Genomic DNA, 16,450 nt, shown 5'->3' with positions numbered 1-16,450 from the left:
CCGTTGCCGGGTCCCGTCACCGCGCGGGATCTGGCGCGGCATCTCGGCGTATCGCAATCGATGGTGTCGCGGGCGTTCAGCCCCGGCGCCTCGGTGGCGCCGGAGATGCGCTCGCGGATCCTCGCGGCGGCGGCGGAACTCGGCTACCGGCCCAACGTCATCGCCTCGGCCCTGTCGCGCCGGCGGAGCGGCATCGTCGGCGTGGTGATGGGCGAATTGTCCAACCCCTTCTATCCCGCCGTGCTCGAATGCCTTTCCGAGGCGCTGCGCTCCGCGGGTTTCCAATGCCTGCTGCTGACCGTGCCGCGTGGCGAGGAGGCCGATGCCTGCCTGCCGATGCTGCGGCAATACCACGTGGATGGCGTGGTCCTGACCTCGGCGAACCTGTCCTCCGCAGGGGCCGCCCACTGGATCGCCGATGGCCGCGCGGCGGTGCTGTTCAATCGCACCGCCGCCGGGGAATCGGCGCTGCACAGCGTCGCCTGCGACAATGTGGCGGGCGGCCGCATGGCGGCGGACGCGCTGCTGGCGGGCGGTCGCCGGCGTCTCGCCTTCGTGGCCGGCCGCAGCGACACCTCGACCAGCCGGGAGCGCGAGCGGGGCTTCCGCGAGGCGCTGGCCGAGCAGGGGCTCGCCGCATGCCGCATCGAGGCCGGCGCCTTCAGCTACGAGGCCGGACACAGCGCGGCCTTGCAGGCGCTGGAGCAATCGGCCGACGGCATCTTCTTCGCCAACGACATCCTGGCGCTGGGTGGGCTCGACGCGCTGCGCCACACCGCCGGGCTGCGCGTGCCGGACGAGGTGGCGGTGGTCGGCTTCGACGATATCCCGATGGCCGGCTGGCCCGCCTACAACCTCACCACGCTGCGGCAGCCGGTGGAGGCGATGGCCCGGCGCACCGTGGACTTGCTGCAGGATGGCGCCGCGGCGGCGCAGGCGTCGCGGCTGCCGGCCAGCCTGGTCCGGCGCGGATCCCTCTGAACCCCGGCGGGCGAACATCGCTGGTACGGGGCCGCGGAGACGAACCTGCGTCCCGCGGCCCGGGGCCGTTTCCCTGGCGGCCGGGAACCGGCTCGCACGGATCCGATTACGCCTTGCACCCTGAGCGATGCCCGGCGGCGGGGCGCTCGCCGCCGCCGGTCGCTGCCTTCAGAAGGACCCCACCAGGGTGCCGAGCACGATCACCACGATCAGCGCGGTCACCGGGATCAGCAGGTTCACCACGAAGATGTCCTTGTAGGACGAGCGATGCGTCAGCCCGGTGATGGTCAGCAGCGAGATCACCGCGCCGTTGTGCGGCAGGGAGTCGAAGCCGCCCGAGGAGATGGTGGCGATGCGGTGCAGCAGGTCTGGGCTGATGCCCAGCTCGTTGGCGCGCGCCAGATAGGTGCTGCCCAGCGTGTCCAGCGCGATCGACAACCCGCCCGAGGCCGATCCGGTGATGCCCGCCAGCGCATTGACCGCGATGGCCAGCGAGATGGTGGGCGTGCCGGGTGCGATTCCGACCACGAAATCGCGCACCACCACGAAGGCCGCCAGGGAGGCGATCACCGCGCCGTAGCCGACCTCGCTCGCCGTGTTGAAGATCGGCAGCAGCGAGCCCATCGTGCCCTCGTTCAGCGTCTTCTGCGCATCGCGCAGGTAGCGCCGCTGCAGCAGCAGCACGCTCAGGATGGCGCCGACCAGTGCCACCACCAGGGCCCAGGTGCCGATCACCGCCGTGGGCGCGACATTGCCGTAGACCTGCTGCGACAGGTAGCCGAGGTCCATGCCGGGAAACACCCAAAGGGAGAACAGTGCGTTCAGCCCGATCACCACCACGATGGGCAGGAGCGACAGGGCGAAGCCCGGGCGTTCGCCATCCTCGAACTGCGGAAGGTTTTCCTGGTGCTGCCCGTATCCTTCGCCGGCGAGCCGGGCCCGGCGTGACTGGTATTGCAGCCAGGCCAGCCCGCCGAACAGCATGATGCAGCCGGCGATCAGGCCGAGGCCGGGGGCGGCGAAGGTGGTGGTGCCGAAGAAGCGCGTCGGGATCGCGTTCTGGATCGCCGGCGTGCCGGGAAAGGCGGTCATGGTGAAGGTGAAGGAGCCGAGCGCGATGGCGGCGGCGATCAGCCGCTTCGGCACGCCCGCCTCGCGGAACAGCGCCGCGGCGATCGGGTAGATCGCGAAGGCCACCACGAACAGCGACACGCCGCCATAGGTCAGCACGCCGCAGGCCAGCGTCACCGCGGCGATGGCGTGCTTCGCCCCGAGCTTCTGCACGATGGTGTGCGCGATGGTGGTGGAGGAACCGCTATCGGCCATCAGCTTGCCGAAAATGGCGCCGAGCAGGAAGATCGGAAAGAACAGAACGACGTAGCGGCCCATGCTGGTCATGAAGACCTGCGTGTAGGTCGCCAGCACCGGGCCACCCTGCGCCAGCAGCACGGCAAAGGCCGCCATGATCGGGGCCAGGATCAGCACGTTGATGCCGCGATAGGCGAAGTACATCAGCCCCGCGAGCGATAAGACGATGGCCAGGGTTCCCATGCAGGAACAACTCCTCGTTGTGTGAAGCTCAGTCCGTTACTTCGGCTGGCTGCGCAGATGCGCGACCAGTGCCATCAGGCGCCGGTTGCGCCAGTCGGTGCGCTGCTGAAGCTGGTCGGCGGGCAGGATCTCGCGGCGCTCGGCCTCGGCGGCGCGGATCGCCGCCGGAGACCACGGCTGCGGATCGGCGCGGGAGACGGCGATGTTGTGGTAGAGTGGCGCCAGCCGCGCGGAATAATCGGCGATGCCGCCCGGCGCATTGAGGTCGATGGTTTCGAACGGCCCCATGAACGCCCAGCGCAGGCCCAGGCCCTGGGACACCGTCAGGTCGATGTCGGCGGCGGAGGCGAGGCCCGCCTCGTACAGCGCCCAGGCCTCATTCAGCAGGGCGCCCTGCAGCCGGTTGAGGATGAAGCCCTCGATCTCGGCCTTCACCACGATCGGCGCCTGGCCCCAGCGCTGCATCGCGTCCCGCAGCACCGGCAGGATTTCCGGGTCGGTCCAGGGCGCCGGCACCAGCTCCACCAGCGGAACCAGGTGCGGCGGATTGACCGGATGCGCCACCAGGAAGCGCGACCGCCTGGCCAGCGCCTCGGTGAAGGCGGATGCGGGAATGCCGGAGGAGGAGGAGCCGCAGATCGCATCCGGCCGCATCGCCGCGCCGATCTCGGCGCACACCGCCTGCTTGACGTCCACCCGCTCCAGTACCGATTCCTGGATGTAGTCGGCAGGGCCCACCGCGTCGGCCAGCGTGTCGCACACGGTGATGCGGGCCAGCGCCGCATCCACCTCCTGCACCAGCCCGGCACCCTGCATGTCCTGCAGCATCTGGCGGATGCGCTCCGGCGCGCGGGCGCGCAGCGCGGCGTCGCCATCGTAGATCCGGACGGTGGCGCCGGCGCGGGCGAAAACCAGCGCCCAGCCGGATCCGACCAGACCACAGCCAACAACCGCCACGGTGTTCAGCGAGGTCGTGTTCATGGGCAAGTCTCCTGGAACAAGGAAAGCGGCACCGGGCGCGTGGTGCCCCGCGCCACCAATTCGGCGGGCAGCCGCAGCACGCAGCCGGCATCCACCGCGGCGTCGGGCGCGTTGAGCACCCAGGCCAGGGTTTTCTCCACCATGGCGGCCAGCGGCTGGCGCATGGTGGTGAGGTCATGCGCGGGCCAGGCGGCCATCGGGATGTCGTCGAAACCGGCCACGGCGAGATCCTCCGGCACGCGCAGCCCGAGATCGCACCGGGCCGCGTCGATAGCCCCGAGCGCCAGAATGTCCCCGGCGCAGAACAGCGCATCCGGCCGGTCGGCACGGTTCAACAATCGGCGCGCCGCTTCCCGCCCCGCGTCATAGGTGAAGGCGCCGCCGGGCTCCTCCCGCACGGCCATTCCCGTTTCCGCGCAATGCTTGATGAAGCCTTCGCGCCGCTCGCGGTGGGTGGACGTGTTTTCCTGCCCGCCGATGAAGCCCGGGCGCCGCATGCCGCCAGCGATCAGGTGCGCCGCCATGGCCGCGGCGCCACCACGGTTGTCGCAGACCACGGCCCGCGCTTCCCGAGCATCCGGCACGCGGTTGACGAACAGCAATGGCACCCCCGCCGCGGCACAGGTGGCGGTGGCTTCCGTGGTCAGGCTCGTGGCGAGCACCACCGCGTATTCGGGACGGTAGGACAGCAACAGGCGCAGCGCCGCATCCACCGCTCCGGCAGGCTCCGCGACCACCAGCATGGTGTTGAAGCCGGCGCCCTGCAGCGCCGGGCTGAGCAGCGCTAGGGCCTGCGGATAAAAGGGATTGTGCAGGTCGGCCACGACGACGCCGACGATGCGGGTGCGGCCGGTGATCATGCTGCGGGCCAGCGCATCCGGCTGGTAGCCGCGCTCGGCCGCCAGCCGCAGCACTGAGGCGCGCGTGCCGGCAGCGATGTCCGCTTCCGGGTGAAAGGCACGAGCCACGGTGGCCACGGACATGCCGAGCTCGCGCGCCAGATCCTTGATAGTGATGCGCTGCGTCAGCCGCGTGGGCATGGGCGGGCCGATCGGGTGCGCGGGCAATGCCCCGGGGTCATGGCGTCCTCCTCCATCAGGCCTCTCCGGGCCCGGATTGTTAGGAGAGAACGTTCTCGGAGCGGCGCCTCCTGTCAATGTGACCCTCATGACAGCTTCGTGAGGCAGACGCGACGTTGAGGAGCAGGCACCCTAGTTAGGTGGACCAATCGTCGGCCCACGGCTCGGGACGAACCGGAGCGCAGCATGAAAAGCGAAACGCAGCAGCCAATACGGCAATGGGAGAGGCTTGCGGGTCAGGCAGCCATTCCAGGTCTCGCAGCGGGGTTGCTGGTGACCCTGGGCACTCTGGTGTGGTCCGCGCACCAACCCTTGCCGCATCTTCCCACGCTGGACCAGTCGGTCGACATCGCCGCCGCCCAGCGCCCAACGACGCAGGGCGCAGCCCGGATGGCACCGCGCGGCATGCCTGCCGCGGCCCCCGGCGATCTTCAGGATCTTGCGGAAAGCCAAGGCCAGACCAGGGAGCAGGAGGCCGAAGCGCTGCTGGCCGAGGTGGAGGAGTTGCTGCGGCAGGCCGACGCCATGCAGGCCACGCTGGACCGCCTCGACACGCCCCGGTCCAGCTGGCCGGAGCCCGAGGTGCTGGCGGCGCTGGCGCCCGAGTCCGTTGTTGAAGCCGAACTTCCGGCGATTGCCATGGCGCTGCCGGTATCACCGGTACCGGCGCCCGGCGCGGCCGCGATTGCGAAGACGCTGCTGGTCGAACCCCCCGCCGCCATGGCCTCCCTGGCGCTGCCCGAGCTGTTCACGGCGCGCCCGGCCGAGGAAACCATGCCGTCCATGGTCGCGGCCCTGCCGCCGGCCCCGGCCGCGTCACGGCCTTCCGCACCGGCACGCAATTCCGCGCCACAGCGAACCATGACGCCGCCGCGTTCCGCACCGGTGCGCATGGCGGTGGAACGCTCCGCCATGCAGGTGCAGCCGGTCTCGATGCCCGGGCCGATGCAACGCCGCTGCCGTGCCATCATTCTCAGGGCTCAGCTAGGAGAGGAGCCGACGCGTGCTGATCAAGATTTCCTGCAGGAAGGCTGTCGCTGACGGCCGGATGCGGCCCGCGCGTCTGATGCTCGCCGGGCTTGGACTGGCGGTCCTGGCCGCCTGCGCCCATCCTGGCGGCGGCGAGGCCCAGGGCTCGTCGCGCGAGGCCCTGGCCTCGCGTACGCCATTGCCGATGCGCGTGGCGGATGCGCCGACGCCCCCGAAAACCGCGCAATCGCTGGATCAGGCGGTGCTCGACATGACGGTGGCGCTGTTTGACCGCGCCCGCATCGATCCCCCCGGGCCGTCCGGCCGCTACGATCTGGTGATCGATCCGCTGATCGACCGCGCTACCGGCGTGCAATCCGTCACCACGCGCGGCATGGAGCAGCGGATCGGCGCCGTGGTCCGCGAGCGATATCGTGATTTCGAGCTGCGGCCCTTCACCAGCGCCTCGCTGGCGGAGAAGCCGATCATCCTGCTCGGCGCCATCACGCCGGTGGCGGGAGCCGGCATCATTCCGCCGACGCGGGAGCCGCGCCCGAATGTTTACCGTATCTGGGCCGTGCTGGGCGATCTGCGCACCGGCAAGGTGGTGTCGCACGAGACGTCGTGGGTGCAGGGCGACGTCGTGGACCCGACGCCCACCGGCTTTTTCCGAGACAGCCCGACCTGGGCGAACGAGACGATCACCACCGCCTATCTGCAGACCTGTGCCGGCAATCCGGGCGACCCGATCGACCCGCGCTACCTGGAGGCCCTGCAGGCCCAGGCCTTGGTGGCCGATGGCATCCGCGCCTATGAGGGCGGCGAGCCGCGGCAGGCCCTGTCCTTCTATCAGGCGGCCTTGCAGCAGCCGGGCGGCGACCAGCTGAAGGTGCGCAACGGCATCTATCTGAGCAACCGTGCGCTGGGCGATGCGGCGGCGGCGGAGCGGGCCTTCGGCGACGTGGTGGAGCACGGTCTGGATCGTGGCCAGCTGGCGGTGAAGTTCCTGTTCCGGCCCGGCACCACCGAGTTCTGGCCGAACCGCGAGATCAGCGGCGATTACCCGATGTGGCTGCGGCAGATCGCGCACCGCACGGCGCCGCGCGATGTCTGCCTGGCCATGGTCGGACATGCCAGTCCGACCGGCAGTGCTGCCTGGAACCAGCGCCTGTCGCTCGGCCGGGCGCAAACGGTGCGGCAATCGCTGGTGTCCGAAGAAGCCGTGCTGGCCCGCCGCACGGAAGCGGAGGGTGCCGGAGCCGCCGCGCCGCTCGTGGGCACGGGCACCGACGACTTGGCCGATGCGCTGGACCGCCGGGTCGAGTTCGCGCCGGAAGCCTGCCCGTTCCCGGTGACCGCCCAACTGCGCTGACGGAGGCCGGGTTAGCCGGGGTTGCGCAGCGCCCCGACATGCGGGGCAGGGGCGTTGTCCAGTTGGACGCGGCCCTGCTCCAGCCGCAACTGCCCCGCCGCCAGCCAGCGCAGCGCGTCAGGGTACAATCGGTGCTCCTCGGCCAGCACTCGGGCCGCCAGAACGTCCTCCGTGTCATCCGGCAGCACGGGCACGGCGGCCTGTGCCACGATCGGCCCCTCATCGACGCCGGGCGTCACCAGATGCACCGTGCAGCCATGCAGCCGCACGCCCGCGGCCAGGGCGCGCGCATGGGTATCGAGGCCGGGGAAGGCCGGCAGCAGGGAAGGATGGATGTTCAGCATCCGTCCCGACCAGCGGGCTGTGAAACCCTCTGTCAGCACGCGCATGAAGCCGGCCAGCGCGATCAGCTCGATCCCGCGCGCCCCCAGCACTTCCTCCATCGCCGCCTCGAAGCCGGCGCGATCCCGGCCGAAGCGGCGCGATTCCACCACGGCCGTGTCGATCCCGGCCTCCGCGGCGAGGGCCAGCCCGGCGGCGTCGGCGCGGTTCGACAGCACCAGCGCGATCTCCGCCGGATAGGCAGGATCGGCGGCGGCGGCCAGCAGGGCGCCCATGTTGCTACCGCGGCTGGAAATCAGGATGGCGGTACGGCGTCGCCCGCTCATGCGGCGGGCCAGCCCGGCGACAGCTTTTCTACCCGCACCTCCGGCGCAGCGCCTTCGGAACCGGCCTCGACCCGACCGATGCAAAACACGGTTTCGCCATGCTCCGTGAGCAGGGCCGTGGCGGCGTCCGCGTCGGCTTCCCTCACCACCACGCACATGCCGATGCCGCAATTGAACACGCGCAGCATCTCCTCCGGCGCGATGTTGCCGTTGCGCGCCAGCCAGCCGAAGACGGGCGGCAGCGTCCAGGCGGTGGCGTCCAGCACGGCCACCATGCCGGCCGGCAGCACGCGCGGCAGGTTGCCTGGCAATCCGCCGCCGGTGATGTGCGCGGCCGCCTTCACCAACCCCGCGCGGTGCAGCGCCAGCACCGACTTCACATAGATCCGCGTCGGTGCCAGCAGTGCCTGGCCCAATGTCTGGCCGGCCGAGAACGGGGCCGGCGTGTTCGCGTTCTGGTTGGTGGCCTGCAGCACGCGCCGCACCAGGGAGAAGCCGTTGGAATGCACGCCGGAGGCGGCCAGGCCCAGCACCACGTCGCCGGCACCGACATCGGGCTTCGGCAGCAGGCCGTCGCGCTCGGCCGCACCCACCGAAAAGCCGGCGAGGTCATAGTCGTCCCGGCTGTACATGCCTGGCATCTCGGCCGTCTCGCCGCCCACCAGCGCGCAGCCGGCCTGCTTGCAGCCTTCCGCGATGCCGGCGATCACGGCGCGTGCCTGATCCAGCTGCAGCTTGCCGGTGGCGAAGTAGTCGAGGAAGAACAGTGGTTCCGCACCCTGCACCACGAGATCGTTGACGCACATGGCAACCAGGTCGATGCCCACCGCGTCATGCATTCCGGTGTCGATGGCCAGCCTCAGCTTGGTGCCGACGCCATCGGTGGAGGACACCAGGACGGGGTCCGTGTAGCCGGCCGCCTTGAGGTCGAACAAGGCGCCGAAGCCGCCGAGCGAGCCCATGCTGCCGCTGCGGCTGGTGGCCCGCGCCAGCGGCTTGATGGCATCGACGAGCGCGTCGCCGGTTTCGATGTCAACGCCGGCGTCGCGGTAGGTGAGACTGGTCATCAGGGGGCCCGATCGGCTATGCGCAAAAGACCCGGACGCAAGAGTTCCGCGAGGCCGGGTATCCAAGGGGGCGGAATGCAACATTTTCGGCGTCTCGCCGCAACCATTGTCGTGGGAAGCCTGGCCGGAATGGGCTTCGGGGCGGTGATGCAGGCGCCGGCCTTGGCCCAGGCGCTGCCGCCATTGTCGGATGCGGCGATCGACCCAGTGGCCAGCAGCACCACGCAGCGCGGCGTGCCGGCCGAGGCCACGGCGGAGAACGCGGTGATCGCCCGCACCCGCGCCATCGCCTCGGCGCAACGCATCGCCTACGAGCGGATGGCGACGGAGCTCGGCCTGCCGCGGGGCCTGAGCGATTCGCAGATCGATTCCATGGTGTCCTCGATCATCGTCGAGGAGGAGCGCAGCAGCCGCACCGGCTACAGCGGCCGTTTCACCATTAATTTCAATCCCAACCGGCTGCCGGGCGCCAACCGCGGCATGGCCGGCAGTGCGGGCGGCGCGGCGCCGCCGTTGCGCCCGGGGGATGCCGCGGCCCCGCCGGTGATGCCGCGCCAGGCACCCGCCGGCTTCATCCAGGCCGAGGTGCGCTACAGCGGCCTGCGTGAATGGCTGGAAGTGCGGCGGCGGCTGGCCAGCAACCCCGAGATCGCCTCTGTGGACGTGGAAGCCATCGCGGTGGATGGCGCCCGGCTGCGGCTGGGGCTCCGGCACGATCCGCAAACCGCAGCGCAGGCGCTGCCCTCCAGCGGGCTGGCCATGGCGCCCGGCCTGTCGCCGCAGCCCGCTTCTTCGCCGGCGCCGGGCCGGCTGGCGCCCCCGGTGCCCTGGGGTGCGCCCGCACCCGCCACGACGGTGCCATCCGCTCCGGCCGAAGCAGGGATGGGACCCTGGCAACTCGGATTGACGGGTGGCCTCTGAGGGCATTCCGGCGGGCGGCATGCTCCGCCTGCTGCCCAACGCCATCACCCTGGCACGGCTTTGCGCCGTACCGGCCACGGTTTGGCTGATCCTGCACGACCGGCTCGACGCCGCCTTTCTGATGTTCGCCGCGGCGGGCGTGTCCGATGCTCTGGATGGCTGGCTGGCACGGCGCCTCGACGCGCATTCGCCGCTCGGCGCCATGCTGGACCCGGTGGCCGACAAGGCACTGCTGGTGTGCACCTATCTGTGCCTGACTTGGCGCGGGGTGCTGCCGGACTGGCTGACCATTCTGGTGGTATTCCGTGACGCGCTGATCGTGGGCGGCGTGGCGCTGCTGGCGCTGCTGGGCCAGCCGCCGCGCATGGCGCCGCTCCGGCTGTCCAAATGGAACACGGCGGCACAGATCGTGCTGGCGGGTCTGGCCCTCGCCACCGCGGGCTTCGCCCTGCCCGCCGAAACGCTGGTGGAGCTGATGATCGTGGTGGTGGCCGTCACCACCGTGCTGTCCGGGGCGGGTTATTTCCTGCGCGGACTGCGCGGCGGGGTGCCGCTGTGAACGCAGCCCCTCCCGCTGGCCCGCGCGATCCGAACCTGCCGGTTCCCCGCGCCGGCCTTCCGCCGCTGGCGGCGTCGCCCCGGTCGGTGCGCCCGCCCGGACCCTCGGTGCGCACCGCGACCCGGGGGCAGCGCATCACGCTGGTGCTCAGCCTGCTGGCGGCCGCGCTGTTCCTGCTCTGGCTGTTCTCCAACATCCTGACCCCGTTCGTGCTGGCCGCCTGCATCGCTTACTTCCTGGATCCGGTGGCGGCCCGGCTGTCGCGGCTCGGCGTGCCGCGGGGCCTCGGCGCGCTGCTGCTGATCACCACCATCATGGCCCTGGCATTGCTGGCCCTGCTGCTGCTCTACCCGCTGATCATCTCGCAGGTCGGCACGCTGCTGGCCCGGTTGCCGAGCTACATCGCGGGGGTCGGGTCCGCCATGCAGGAAGCGGTACAGGCGCTGGAGCAGCGCTTCGGGCCAGAGGTGCTGGACACCCGGCTGCGCGACCTCGCCGTGAGCCAGATCGGCGCCATCCTGAGCTTCCTGGGCACCGCGGCAACGCGGCTGATCGGCGGCGGTTACGCCCTGTTCTCGGTGTTCACCCTGGTGGTGGTGACGCCGGTGGTCGGCTTCTACCTGCTGCGCGACTGGCCCAGCATCATGCTGCGCATCGAGCGCTGGCTGCCGCGCCGCTATGCCGCCACGCTGCGCCAGCTGGCACGCGACACCGACCGCGTGCTGTCCGCCTGGTTGCGGGGCCAGCTGCTGTGCTGCGCCCTGCTGGCCGTGTACTACGCCATCGGCCTCTCCGCCGTCGGGCTGGAACTGGGGCTGATCGTCGGGCTGACCTCCGGCCTGCTGTCCTTCATCCCCTATGTCGGCTCCATGACCGGGCTCGGTACGGCCCTGCTGCTGGCGGTGGGCCAGTTCGGCACCTGGAGCGGCATCGGCATGGTGGCGGCGGTGTTCGTCACCGGCCAGGTGGTGGAAGGCTACATCATCTATCCGCGGCTGCTGGGCGACCGGGTCGAGCTGCACGCGGTCTGGGTGATCTTCGCCCTGTTCGCCGGCGGCGTGGCCTTCGGCTTCCTGGGCGTGCTGCTGGCGGTGCCGATGGCCGCCGCGATCGGCGTGCTGGCCCGCTACTGGCTGCGCCGCTACCTGGAAAGCCCACTCTACCTCGATCCGCCGCGAACGGGTGAGTAGGGCGTCATGCCCGCCGCGACCTCCGCTCCACCTCCCGCCGGCATCATGCAGTTGGCCCTGCCACTGGACCTGCCGGTGCTGTTCAGCGGGGAGATGCTGCCGGACCGTTCCAATGCCGAGGCGCGCGCCTGGCTGGCCCGTGTCGAGGAATGGCCGGTCGGCCGCCTCGCCCTGTTCGGCCCGGAAGGCGTGGGCAAGTCGCACCTGCTGCAGCGCCAAGCGGCGGCGCATGGCTGGCGCGTCCTGTCCGGCCCCGCGCTGCGCGGGGTGCCGGAGCCGGCGCCCACCGCGCTCGACGATGCCGATGCGGCGGCCGAGGAGGCGGCGCTGTTTCACCTGATCAATGCCTGCGCGGCGCAGCGCCTGCCACTGCTGCTGGTCGGCCGCACGCCACCGGCGCGCTGGCCGGTGCAACTGGCCGATTTGCGGAGCCGGTTGCGCGCCACCGCCGCGGTGCGCATCGGCGAACCCTCCGACGCGCTGCTCGCCGCCCTGCTGGCGCGCCATTTCGCCGAGCGGCAGCTTCGCGTGCCCGAGGCGGTGCAGGACTGGCTGCTGGCCCGCCTGCCGAGGGAGGCCGCGGCAGTGGCCATCGCCGCCGCGCGGCTGGACCGCGCCGCGCTGGCCGTCGGCGGCGCCGTGACGCGCTCCCTGGCCCGCGCAGCCCTGGCCGACTGGCCCGGGTTCCAGGGCTTTGATGATGTTTCGGTGGAACTTGCCGAGCTTGCCTCGCCGGGCACGCCGGCCTTGCTGTAAGGTTCTTCGATGGACACCGACGCTCCGGCCGCCGCCAGCCGCGGCACTGCCCCCGCCCCGACGCGCCCCGCCGCCGCGCCGCGCCCCGCCGAGCCGCCGCGCCCGCGCGAGGATCAGGCACCCGCCATCGCGATGACCGCGCCAGAGCGCTTCATCAATCGCGAGCTGTCCTGGCTCGACTTCAATGCCCGCGTGCTGGAGGAGGCGGCCAACCCGCACCACCCGCTGCTGGAGCGGCTGCGCTTCGTGGCGATCTCGGCCTCCAACCTCGACGAATTCTATTCGGTCCGCGTTGCCGGCTTGGTGGGGCAGGAGCGGGCAGGCATCCAGCCCTCCTCGCCGGACGGGCTGACGCCAGGTCAGCAATTGTCGGCCATCCACGCCCGCGCCGCCGCGCTGATCGACGAGCAGCAGGCGACCTGGCGCAGCCTGCGCGTGCAGATGCGCGAGGCCGGCCTGATCGTCTGCGGCAACGAGGAACTCTCGGAAGCCGACCGGGCATGGCTGGAGACCTATTTCCTGGAGCGGATCTTCCCGGTGCTGACGCCGCTGGCGGTGGACCCGGCGCATCCCTTCCCCTTCATCACCAATCTGGCGCTGTGCATGGTGATGAAGCTGGTGCGGGAGGAGGATGGCGGCACCATGCGCGCCCTGCTGCCGTTGCCGTCCCAGATCGAGCGCTTCGTGCGCCTGCCGCCGGCCGAGGATGCCCCGCAGATCACCCCCGGCACCGGGCCGATCCGCTTTCTGCGCCTCGAAGACCTGATCAGCCTGTTCCTGCCCCGCCTGTTCCCCGGCTACATCAATGCCGAGCAGGGCATGTTCCGGCTGATCCGCGACACCGACGTCGAGTTCGAGGAAGAAGCGGAAGACCTCGTCCGCTCCTATGAGAGCGCGCTGAAGCGCCGGCGCCGGGGCCGCGCCATCCAGCTCTCGGTGGATGCGCACATGGCCGCCGACCTGGTGGATTTCGTGGTCGAGGAACTGGACGCGCCGCGCGCCGAGATCTTCGTGGTGGAAGGGCTGCTGGGTCTGGCCGATCTGAAACAGCTGATCGTGGACGACCGGCCCGACCTGCTGTTCACCCCCTACACCCCCCGTTTCCCGGAGCGCATCCTGGATTTCGGCGGCGACTGCTTCGCCGCCATCCGCGCCAAGGACATCGTCGTCCACCATCCCTACGAATCCTTCGACGTGGTGGTGCAGTTCCTCAGGCAGGCGGCGCGCGACCCCAGCGTCGTGGCCATCAAGCAGACGCTGTATCGTACCTCCCGCGACAGCCCGATCGCCCGCGCCCTGATCGAGGCGGCGGAGATGGGCAAGTCCGTCACCGCCATGGTGGAGCTGAAGGCGCGCTTCGACGAGGAGCGCAACATCGCTCTGGCGCGGGAGCTGGAAGCGGCGGGTGTGCAGGTGGTCTACGGCTTCGTCGACCTGAAGACCCACGCCAAGGTGTCGCTCGTGGTGCGGCGCGAGGGCGGCTCGCTGCGCTCCTATGCGCATTTCGGCACCGGCAACTACCATCCGGTCACCGCCCGCATCTACACGGACCTGTCCTACTTCACCGCCGATCCCAACCTGACGCGCGATGCGCAGAAGCTGTTCAACTACATGACCGGCTATGCCCGCCCCGAGGCGATGGAGAAGCTGGCCTTCTCGCCGCTGACCATCCGGCCCGCCATGCTCGGGCTGATCGAGGCGGAGATCGTGCATGCCCGGGAAGGCCGCCTGGGCGGCATCTGGCTGAAGATGAACTCCCTGGTGGACGAGCAGCTGATCGACGCGCTGTATCGGGCCAGCCAGGCCGGCGTGAAGGTGGATTGCGTGGTGCGCGGCATCTGCTGCCTGCGCCCCGGCGTGCCCGGCCTGTCCGAGAACATCCGGGTGAAATCCATCGTCGGCCGCTTTCTGGAGCATTCGCGCATCTACATCTTCGGCAACGGCCACCGCTTGCCGTCGCGCCGGGCGCGGGTGTTCATCTCCTCGGCCGACTGGATGGCGCGCAACATGGACTGGCGGGTCGAGACCATGGTGCCGGTGGAGAACTCCACCGTGCACGCGCAGATCCTGGACCAGATCATGGTGACCAACCTGAAGGACACCGCGCAATCCTGGCAGCTGCGCCCCGATGCCTCCTGGCGGCGCCTGCCGCCGGGGGCGCAACCTATCTCGGCCCATGAGTATTTCATGACGAACCCGTCGCTGTCCGGCCGCGGCAGCGCGCTGAAGCAGAGCAATGCCGCGGTGCGCCGCCGGCAGGACCGCGTCGCTCAGGACTGATCCGTCACCTCGTCAGGGAATTCCGCCACCTTGGACATCAACGCCCCCGCCACCGCGGCCGAGCTGGCCCATCCGCTGCGCAGCGGGATCGTGGATCTGGGTTCCAACTCCGTGCGCCTGGTGGTGTTCGAGGGCTCGGGCCGCAATCCGCTGGCCATCTTCAACGAGAAGGCGGTGCTGGGCCTCGGGCGTGGCTTGCAGAACACCGGCAAGCTGAACGAGGAGGCGGTGCCGCAGGCGCTGACCGTGCTGGAACGCTACGGCGCGGTGGCCCGCGGCATGGGCGTCAGGCCGCTGGAGGTGCTGGCCACCGCCGCCGTGCGCGACGCGGAGAACGGCCCGGCCTTCGCCGCCGCCATCGCCGAGCGCATGCCGGGCGTTCCCATCCGCATCCTGGACGGGGAGGAGGAGGCCTCCCTGTCAGCCGACGGAGTGCTGCTCGGCTTCCCGGAGGCGGATGGCATCCTGGGCGACCTGGGCGGCGGTTCGCTCGAGCTGGTGGAGCTGGGGCAGGGGCGGGCCGGAGCCATCGCCTCGCTGCCGCTAGGCGCCATCCGGCTGGCCGACAAGGCGGATGGCGACATCGGCAAGGCGCGCGCCATCGCCGAGGCCGAGCTGGGACGGCTGCCCTGGCTCGCGCATGGCAAGGACCGGGACCTTTATCTGGTAGGCGGCGCCTGGCGCGCCCTGGCCAAGATCCACATCGCGCAGACCGCCTATCCGCTGTCCATCGTGCATCACTACGTGCTGCGGCGGGAGGAGGCGCGCGACCTGTGCGGGCTGGTGATGGCCGCCACCCGCCGCACGCTGGAGCGGCTGCCCGGCGCGCCCTCTAAGCGCCTGCAGGACCTGCCCTTCGCCGCCGTGGCGCTGCGCCGCCTGTTGCGCGCCACCGGCGCCCGCCGCGTGGTGTTCAGCGCCAACGGGCTGCGGGAAGGCTGGTATGCCCGGCACCTCGATCCCGTGGTGCGGGGGGAGGATCCGCTGCTCGCCGCCGGCCGCGAGATGGCGGCCCGCTTCGGCCGCGACACCGCCCTGCCGGCCGCCTTGTCGGCCTGGACCGCGCCGATCTTCGTCGGCGAGACGCCGGCCAGCGGCGCGCTGCGGCAGGCGGCGTGCTGGCTCTCCGACATCGGCAGCCATGACCACCCGGATTACCGCGCCGAGCAGAGCTTCCTGCGCGTGCTGCGCCAGCCGGGCATCGGGCTCGACCATCACGAGCGCGCCTTCCTCGCCCTGGCGGTCGCGCTCCGCTACGAGCCGGAGCTGGACGCGTCCTGGCTGTCCACCGCGCGCACGCTGCTGGACAGCGTTTCGCTGAGACGGGCGGAGGTGCTGGGGGCGGCGCTGCGGCTCGCCTATACGCTCTCGGGCGGCACGCCGACGCTGCTGGCCGGCACGGCGCTGCACCTCGGCGATGGCAGGCTGACGCTGCGGCTGGTGGAGGGCGGCGGCGTTTTCGCTGGCGACAGCGTGCAGCGCCGGGTGGAAGCCCTGGCCGCCATTCTCGGCCTCGGCGCTTCGGTCGAGGTGGCGGCGGACAGAACGCCCTCCTAGCCGGCCCTGCCTGCAGAACTGCCGCGCAAGGCTGGCCGCAGGTGCAATGTCATGCTTAAGCTTCCGTCACCCTCATCGGGACGGATGGCCGGACGTGCTGTTGCGCTGGATCAGCTTCAAGGGCCGGATCGCCCTGGGCCGCTATTGGCTGCTCTACGTCCTGCCGCTGTTCGGCCTCCACTGCCTGGCGCTCGGGATCGATCTTCTGCTGTTCGGCTGGCTGGGCTGGAGCATCGATCCCGGCCTCGTGCCGTCCGCCTCCGCCACGGAGGGCGGGACGCGCTATTCCATGCATCTTGGGGAACCGGTCAGCGACGCCTGGTGGTGGCTCTCCTGCATCCCCGGCTTCGCCGGAATGACCAAGCGCTGGCATGACCGGAACCGCAGCGGCTGGTGGAGCCTGCTGCTGCTGGTACCGGTGATCGGCTGGATCTGGGTGTTCATCAGCCTGGGCTGCCGCGACGGATCCCGCGGGCCGAACCGCTTCGGCCCAGACCCGCTGGAAGCGAAGGCCTGACT

The 16,450-nt window shown here is 70.8% G+C and carries 15 protein-coding genes; 10 read left to right on the top strand and 5 right to left on the bottom strand.

Translation table 11 applies throughout. The features are described 5' to 3' along the window. Nucleotides 1-3: 3 nt before the first annotated feature. Nucleotides 4-981: a LacI family DNA-binding transcriptional regulator gene (locus D2K64_RS00615; RefSeq protein ID WP_162306135.1), complete on the top strand. Its 978-nt coding sequence runs from the start codon at nt 4-6 to the stop codon at nt 979-981. A 168-nt stretch (nt 982-1,149) separates the two neighbouring features. Here the strand turns inward: D2K64_RS00615 and D2K64_RS00610 are convergent, their stop codons facing one another. From D2K64_RS00610 to D2K64_RS00600, 3 genes are read right to left on the bottom strand one after another with little or no spacing between them, the layout of a single operon-like run. Continuing rightward, nucleotides 1,150-2,532 carry a GntP family permease gene (locus D2K64_RS00610; RefSeq protein WP_120005634.1) on the bottom strand — a complete coding sequence of 461 codons (1,383 nt, stop codon included), beginning with the start codon at nt 2,530-2,532 and terminating at the stop codon, nt 1,150-1,152. A 36-nt stretch (nt 2,533-2,568) separates the two neighbouring features. After that, complete coding sequence (locus tag D2K64_RS00605; protein WP_120005632.1) at nt 2,569-3,513, bottom strand: 3-hydroxyacyl-CoA dehydrogenase; 945 nt, start codon at nt 3,511-3,513, stop codon at nt 2,569-2,571. After that, entirely contained in the window at nt 3,510-4,553 is a 1,044-nt protein-coding gene (locus tag D2K64_RS00600; protein WP_162306134.1) for a LacI family DNA-binding transcriptional regulator, read from the bottom strand. Before D2K64_RS00600 ends, D2K64_RS00605 begins: the two co-directional genes overlap by 4 nt. Before the next feature lie 312 nt (nt 4,554-4,865). Between D2K64_RS00600 and D2K64_RS00595 the strand changes: the two genes are divergently transcribed. Then, the gene (locus tag D2K64_RS00595; protein WP_157985673.1) at nt 4,866-5,633 is read left to right on the top strand and encodes a hypothetical protein; all 768 of its coding nucleotides are present in this window, start codon (nt 4,866-4,868) and stop codon (nt 5,631-5,633) included. Nucleotides 5,634-5,640: 7 nt separating this feature from the next. Continuing rightward, the gene (locus tag D2K64_RS00590; protein WP_120005625.1) at nt 5,641-6,933 is read left to right on the top strand and encodes an OmpA family protein; all 1,293 of its coding nucleotides are present in this window, start codon (nt 5,641-5,643) and stop codon (nt 6,931-6,933) included. Nucleotides 6,934-6,944: 11 nt separating this feature from the next. Here the strand turns inward: D2K64_RS00590 and purN are convergent, their stop codons facing one another. After that, nucleotides 6,945-7,601 carry a phosphoribosylglycinamide formyltransferase gene (purN, locus tag D2K64_RS00585; RefSeq protein WP_120005624.1) on the bottom strand — a complete coding sequence of 219 codons (657 nt, stop codon included), beginning with the start codon at nt 7,599-7,601 and terminating at the stop codon, nt 6,945-6,947. Then, nucleotides 7,598-8,668, bottom strand: a complete 1,071-nt coding sequence (purM, locus tag D2K64_RS00580; protein ID WP_120005622.1) for a phosphoribosylformylglycinamidine cyclo-ligase — start codon at nt 8,666-8,668, stop codon at nt 7,598-7,600. The genes purN and purM overlap by 4 nt, the downstream gene beginning before the upstream one ends. A gap of 75 nt (nt 8,669-8,743) precedes the next feature. Here purM and D2K64_RS00575 point away from each other — a divergent pair, with 75 nt between their 5' ends. From D2K64_RS00575 to D2K64_RS00545, 7 genes are all read left to right on the top strand, one after another. After that, the gene (locus D2K64_RS00575; protein WP_157985672.1) at nt 8,744-9,589 is read left to right on the top strand and encodes a hypothetical protein; all 846 of its coding nucleotides are present in this window, start codon (nt 8,744-8,746) and stop codon (nt 9,587-9,589) included. Between the two features lie 19 nt (nt 9,590-9,608). Next, the gene (locus D2K64_RS00570; protein WP_120006699.1) at nt 9,609-10,148 is read left to right on the top strand and encodes a CDP-alcohol phosphatidyltransferase family protein; all 540 of its coding nucleotides are present in this window, start codon (nt 9,609-9,611) and stop codon (nt 10,146-10,148) included. Then, the gene (locus tag D2K64_RS00565; RefSeq protein ID WP_238383928.1) at nt 10,145-11,338 is read left to right on the top strand and encodes an AI-2E family transporter; all 1,194 of its coding nucleotides are present in this window, start codon (nt 10,145-10,147) and stop codon (nt 11,336-11,338) included. The genes D2K64_RS00570 and D2K64_RS00565 overlap by 4 nt, the downstream gene beginning before the upstream one ends. A gap of 6 nt (nt 11,339-11,344) precedes the next feature. After that, nucleotides 11,345-12,094 carry a P-loop NTPase family protein gene (locus D2K64_RS00560; protein ID WP_202910400.1) on the top strand — a complete coding sequence of 250 codons (750 nt, stop codon included), beginning with the start codon at nt 11,345-11,347 and terminating at the stop codon, nt 12,092-12,094. A 9-nt stretch (nt 12,095-12,103) separates the two neighbouring features. Next, nucleotides 12,104-14,374, top strand: coding sequence for an RNA degradosome polyphosphate kinase (locus D2K64_RS00555; RefSeq protein ID WP_274379281.1), 2,271 nt, complete (start codon nt 12,104-12,106; stop codon nt 14,372-14,374). 30 nt (nt 14,375-14,404) lie between these two features. Further along, a complete protein-coding gene (locus D2K64_RS00550) occupies nt 14,405-15,931 on the top strand; it encodes a Ppx/GppA family phosphatase (RefSeq protein ID WP_238383927.1) in 1,527 nt (508 codons plus the stop codon). 94 nt (nt 15,932-16,025) lie between these two features. Further along, nucleotides 16,026-16,448: a DUF805 domain-containing protein gene (locus tag D2K64_RS00545; protein WP_202910398.1), complete on the top strand. Its 423-nt coding sequence runs from the start codon at nt 16,026-16,028 to the stop codon at nt 16,446-16,448. The last annotated feature ends 2 nt before the right edge of the window (nt 16,449-16,450 follow it).

The sequence above is a fragment of the Teichococcus vastitatis genome (assembly GCF_003604215.1).
GTDB lineage: Bacteria > Pseudomonadota > Alphaproteobacteria > Acetobacterales > Acetobacteraceae > Pseudoroseomonas > Pseudoroseomonas vastitatis.
Note: the sequence above shows the minus strand (reverse complement) of the source record. Positions and strands in the feature narration are given on the sequence as shown.

What these genes read in the sequence shown, in the direction of transcription:
- purN (WP_120005624.1), bottom strand. Translation starts at nt 7,601, where the DNA reads ATGAGCGGGCGACGCCGTACCGCCATCCTGATTTCCAGCCGCGGTAGC.
- purM (WP_120005622.1), bottom strand. Translation starts at nt 8,668, where the DNA reads ATGACCAGTCTCACCTACCGCGACGCCGGCGTTGACATCGAAACCGGC.
- D2K64_RS00575 (WP_157985672.1), top strand. Translation starts at nt 8,744, where the DNA reads ATGCAACATTTTCGGCGTCTCGCCGCAACCATTGTCGTGGGAAGCCTG.
- D2K64_RS00605 (WP_120005632.1), bottom strand. Translation starts at nt 3,513, where the DNA reads ATGAACACGACCTCGCTGAACACCGTGGCGGTTGTTGGCTGTGGTCTG.
- D2K64_RS00570 (WP_120006699.1), top strand. Translation starts at nt 9,609, where the DNA reads ATGCTCCGCCTGCTGCCCAACGCCATCACCCTGGCACGGCTTTGCGCC.
- D2K64_RS00560 (WP_202910400.1), top strand. Translation starts at nt 11,345, where the DNA reads ATGCCCGCCGCGACCTCCGCTCCACCTCCCGCCGGCATCATGCAGTTG.
- D2K64_RS00610 (WP_120005634.1), bottom strand. Translation starts at nt 2,532, where the DNA reads ATGGGAACCCTGGCCATCGTCTTATCGCTCGCGGGGCTGATGTACTTC.
- D2K64_RS00555 (WP_274379281.1), top strand. Translation starts at nt 12,104, where the DNA reads ATGGACACCGACGCTCCGGCCGCCGCCAGCCGCGGCACTGCCCCCGCC.
- D2K64_RS00590 (WP_120005625.1), top strand. Translation starts at nt 5,641, where the DNA reads ATGCGGCCCGCGCGTCTGATGCTCGCCGGGCTTGGACTGGCGGTCCTG.
- D2K64_RS00600 (WP_162306134.1), bottom strand. Translation starts at nt 4,553, where the DNA reads ATGCCCACGCGGCTGACGCAGCGCATCACTATCAAGGATCTGGCGCGC.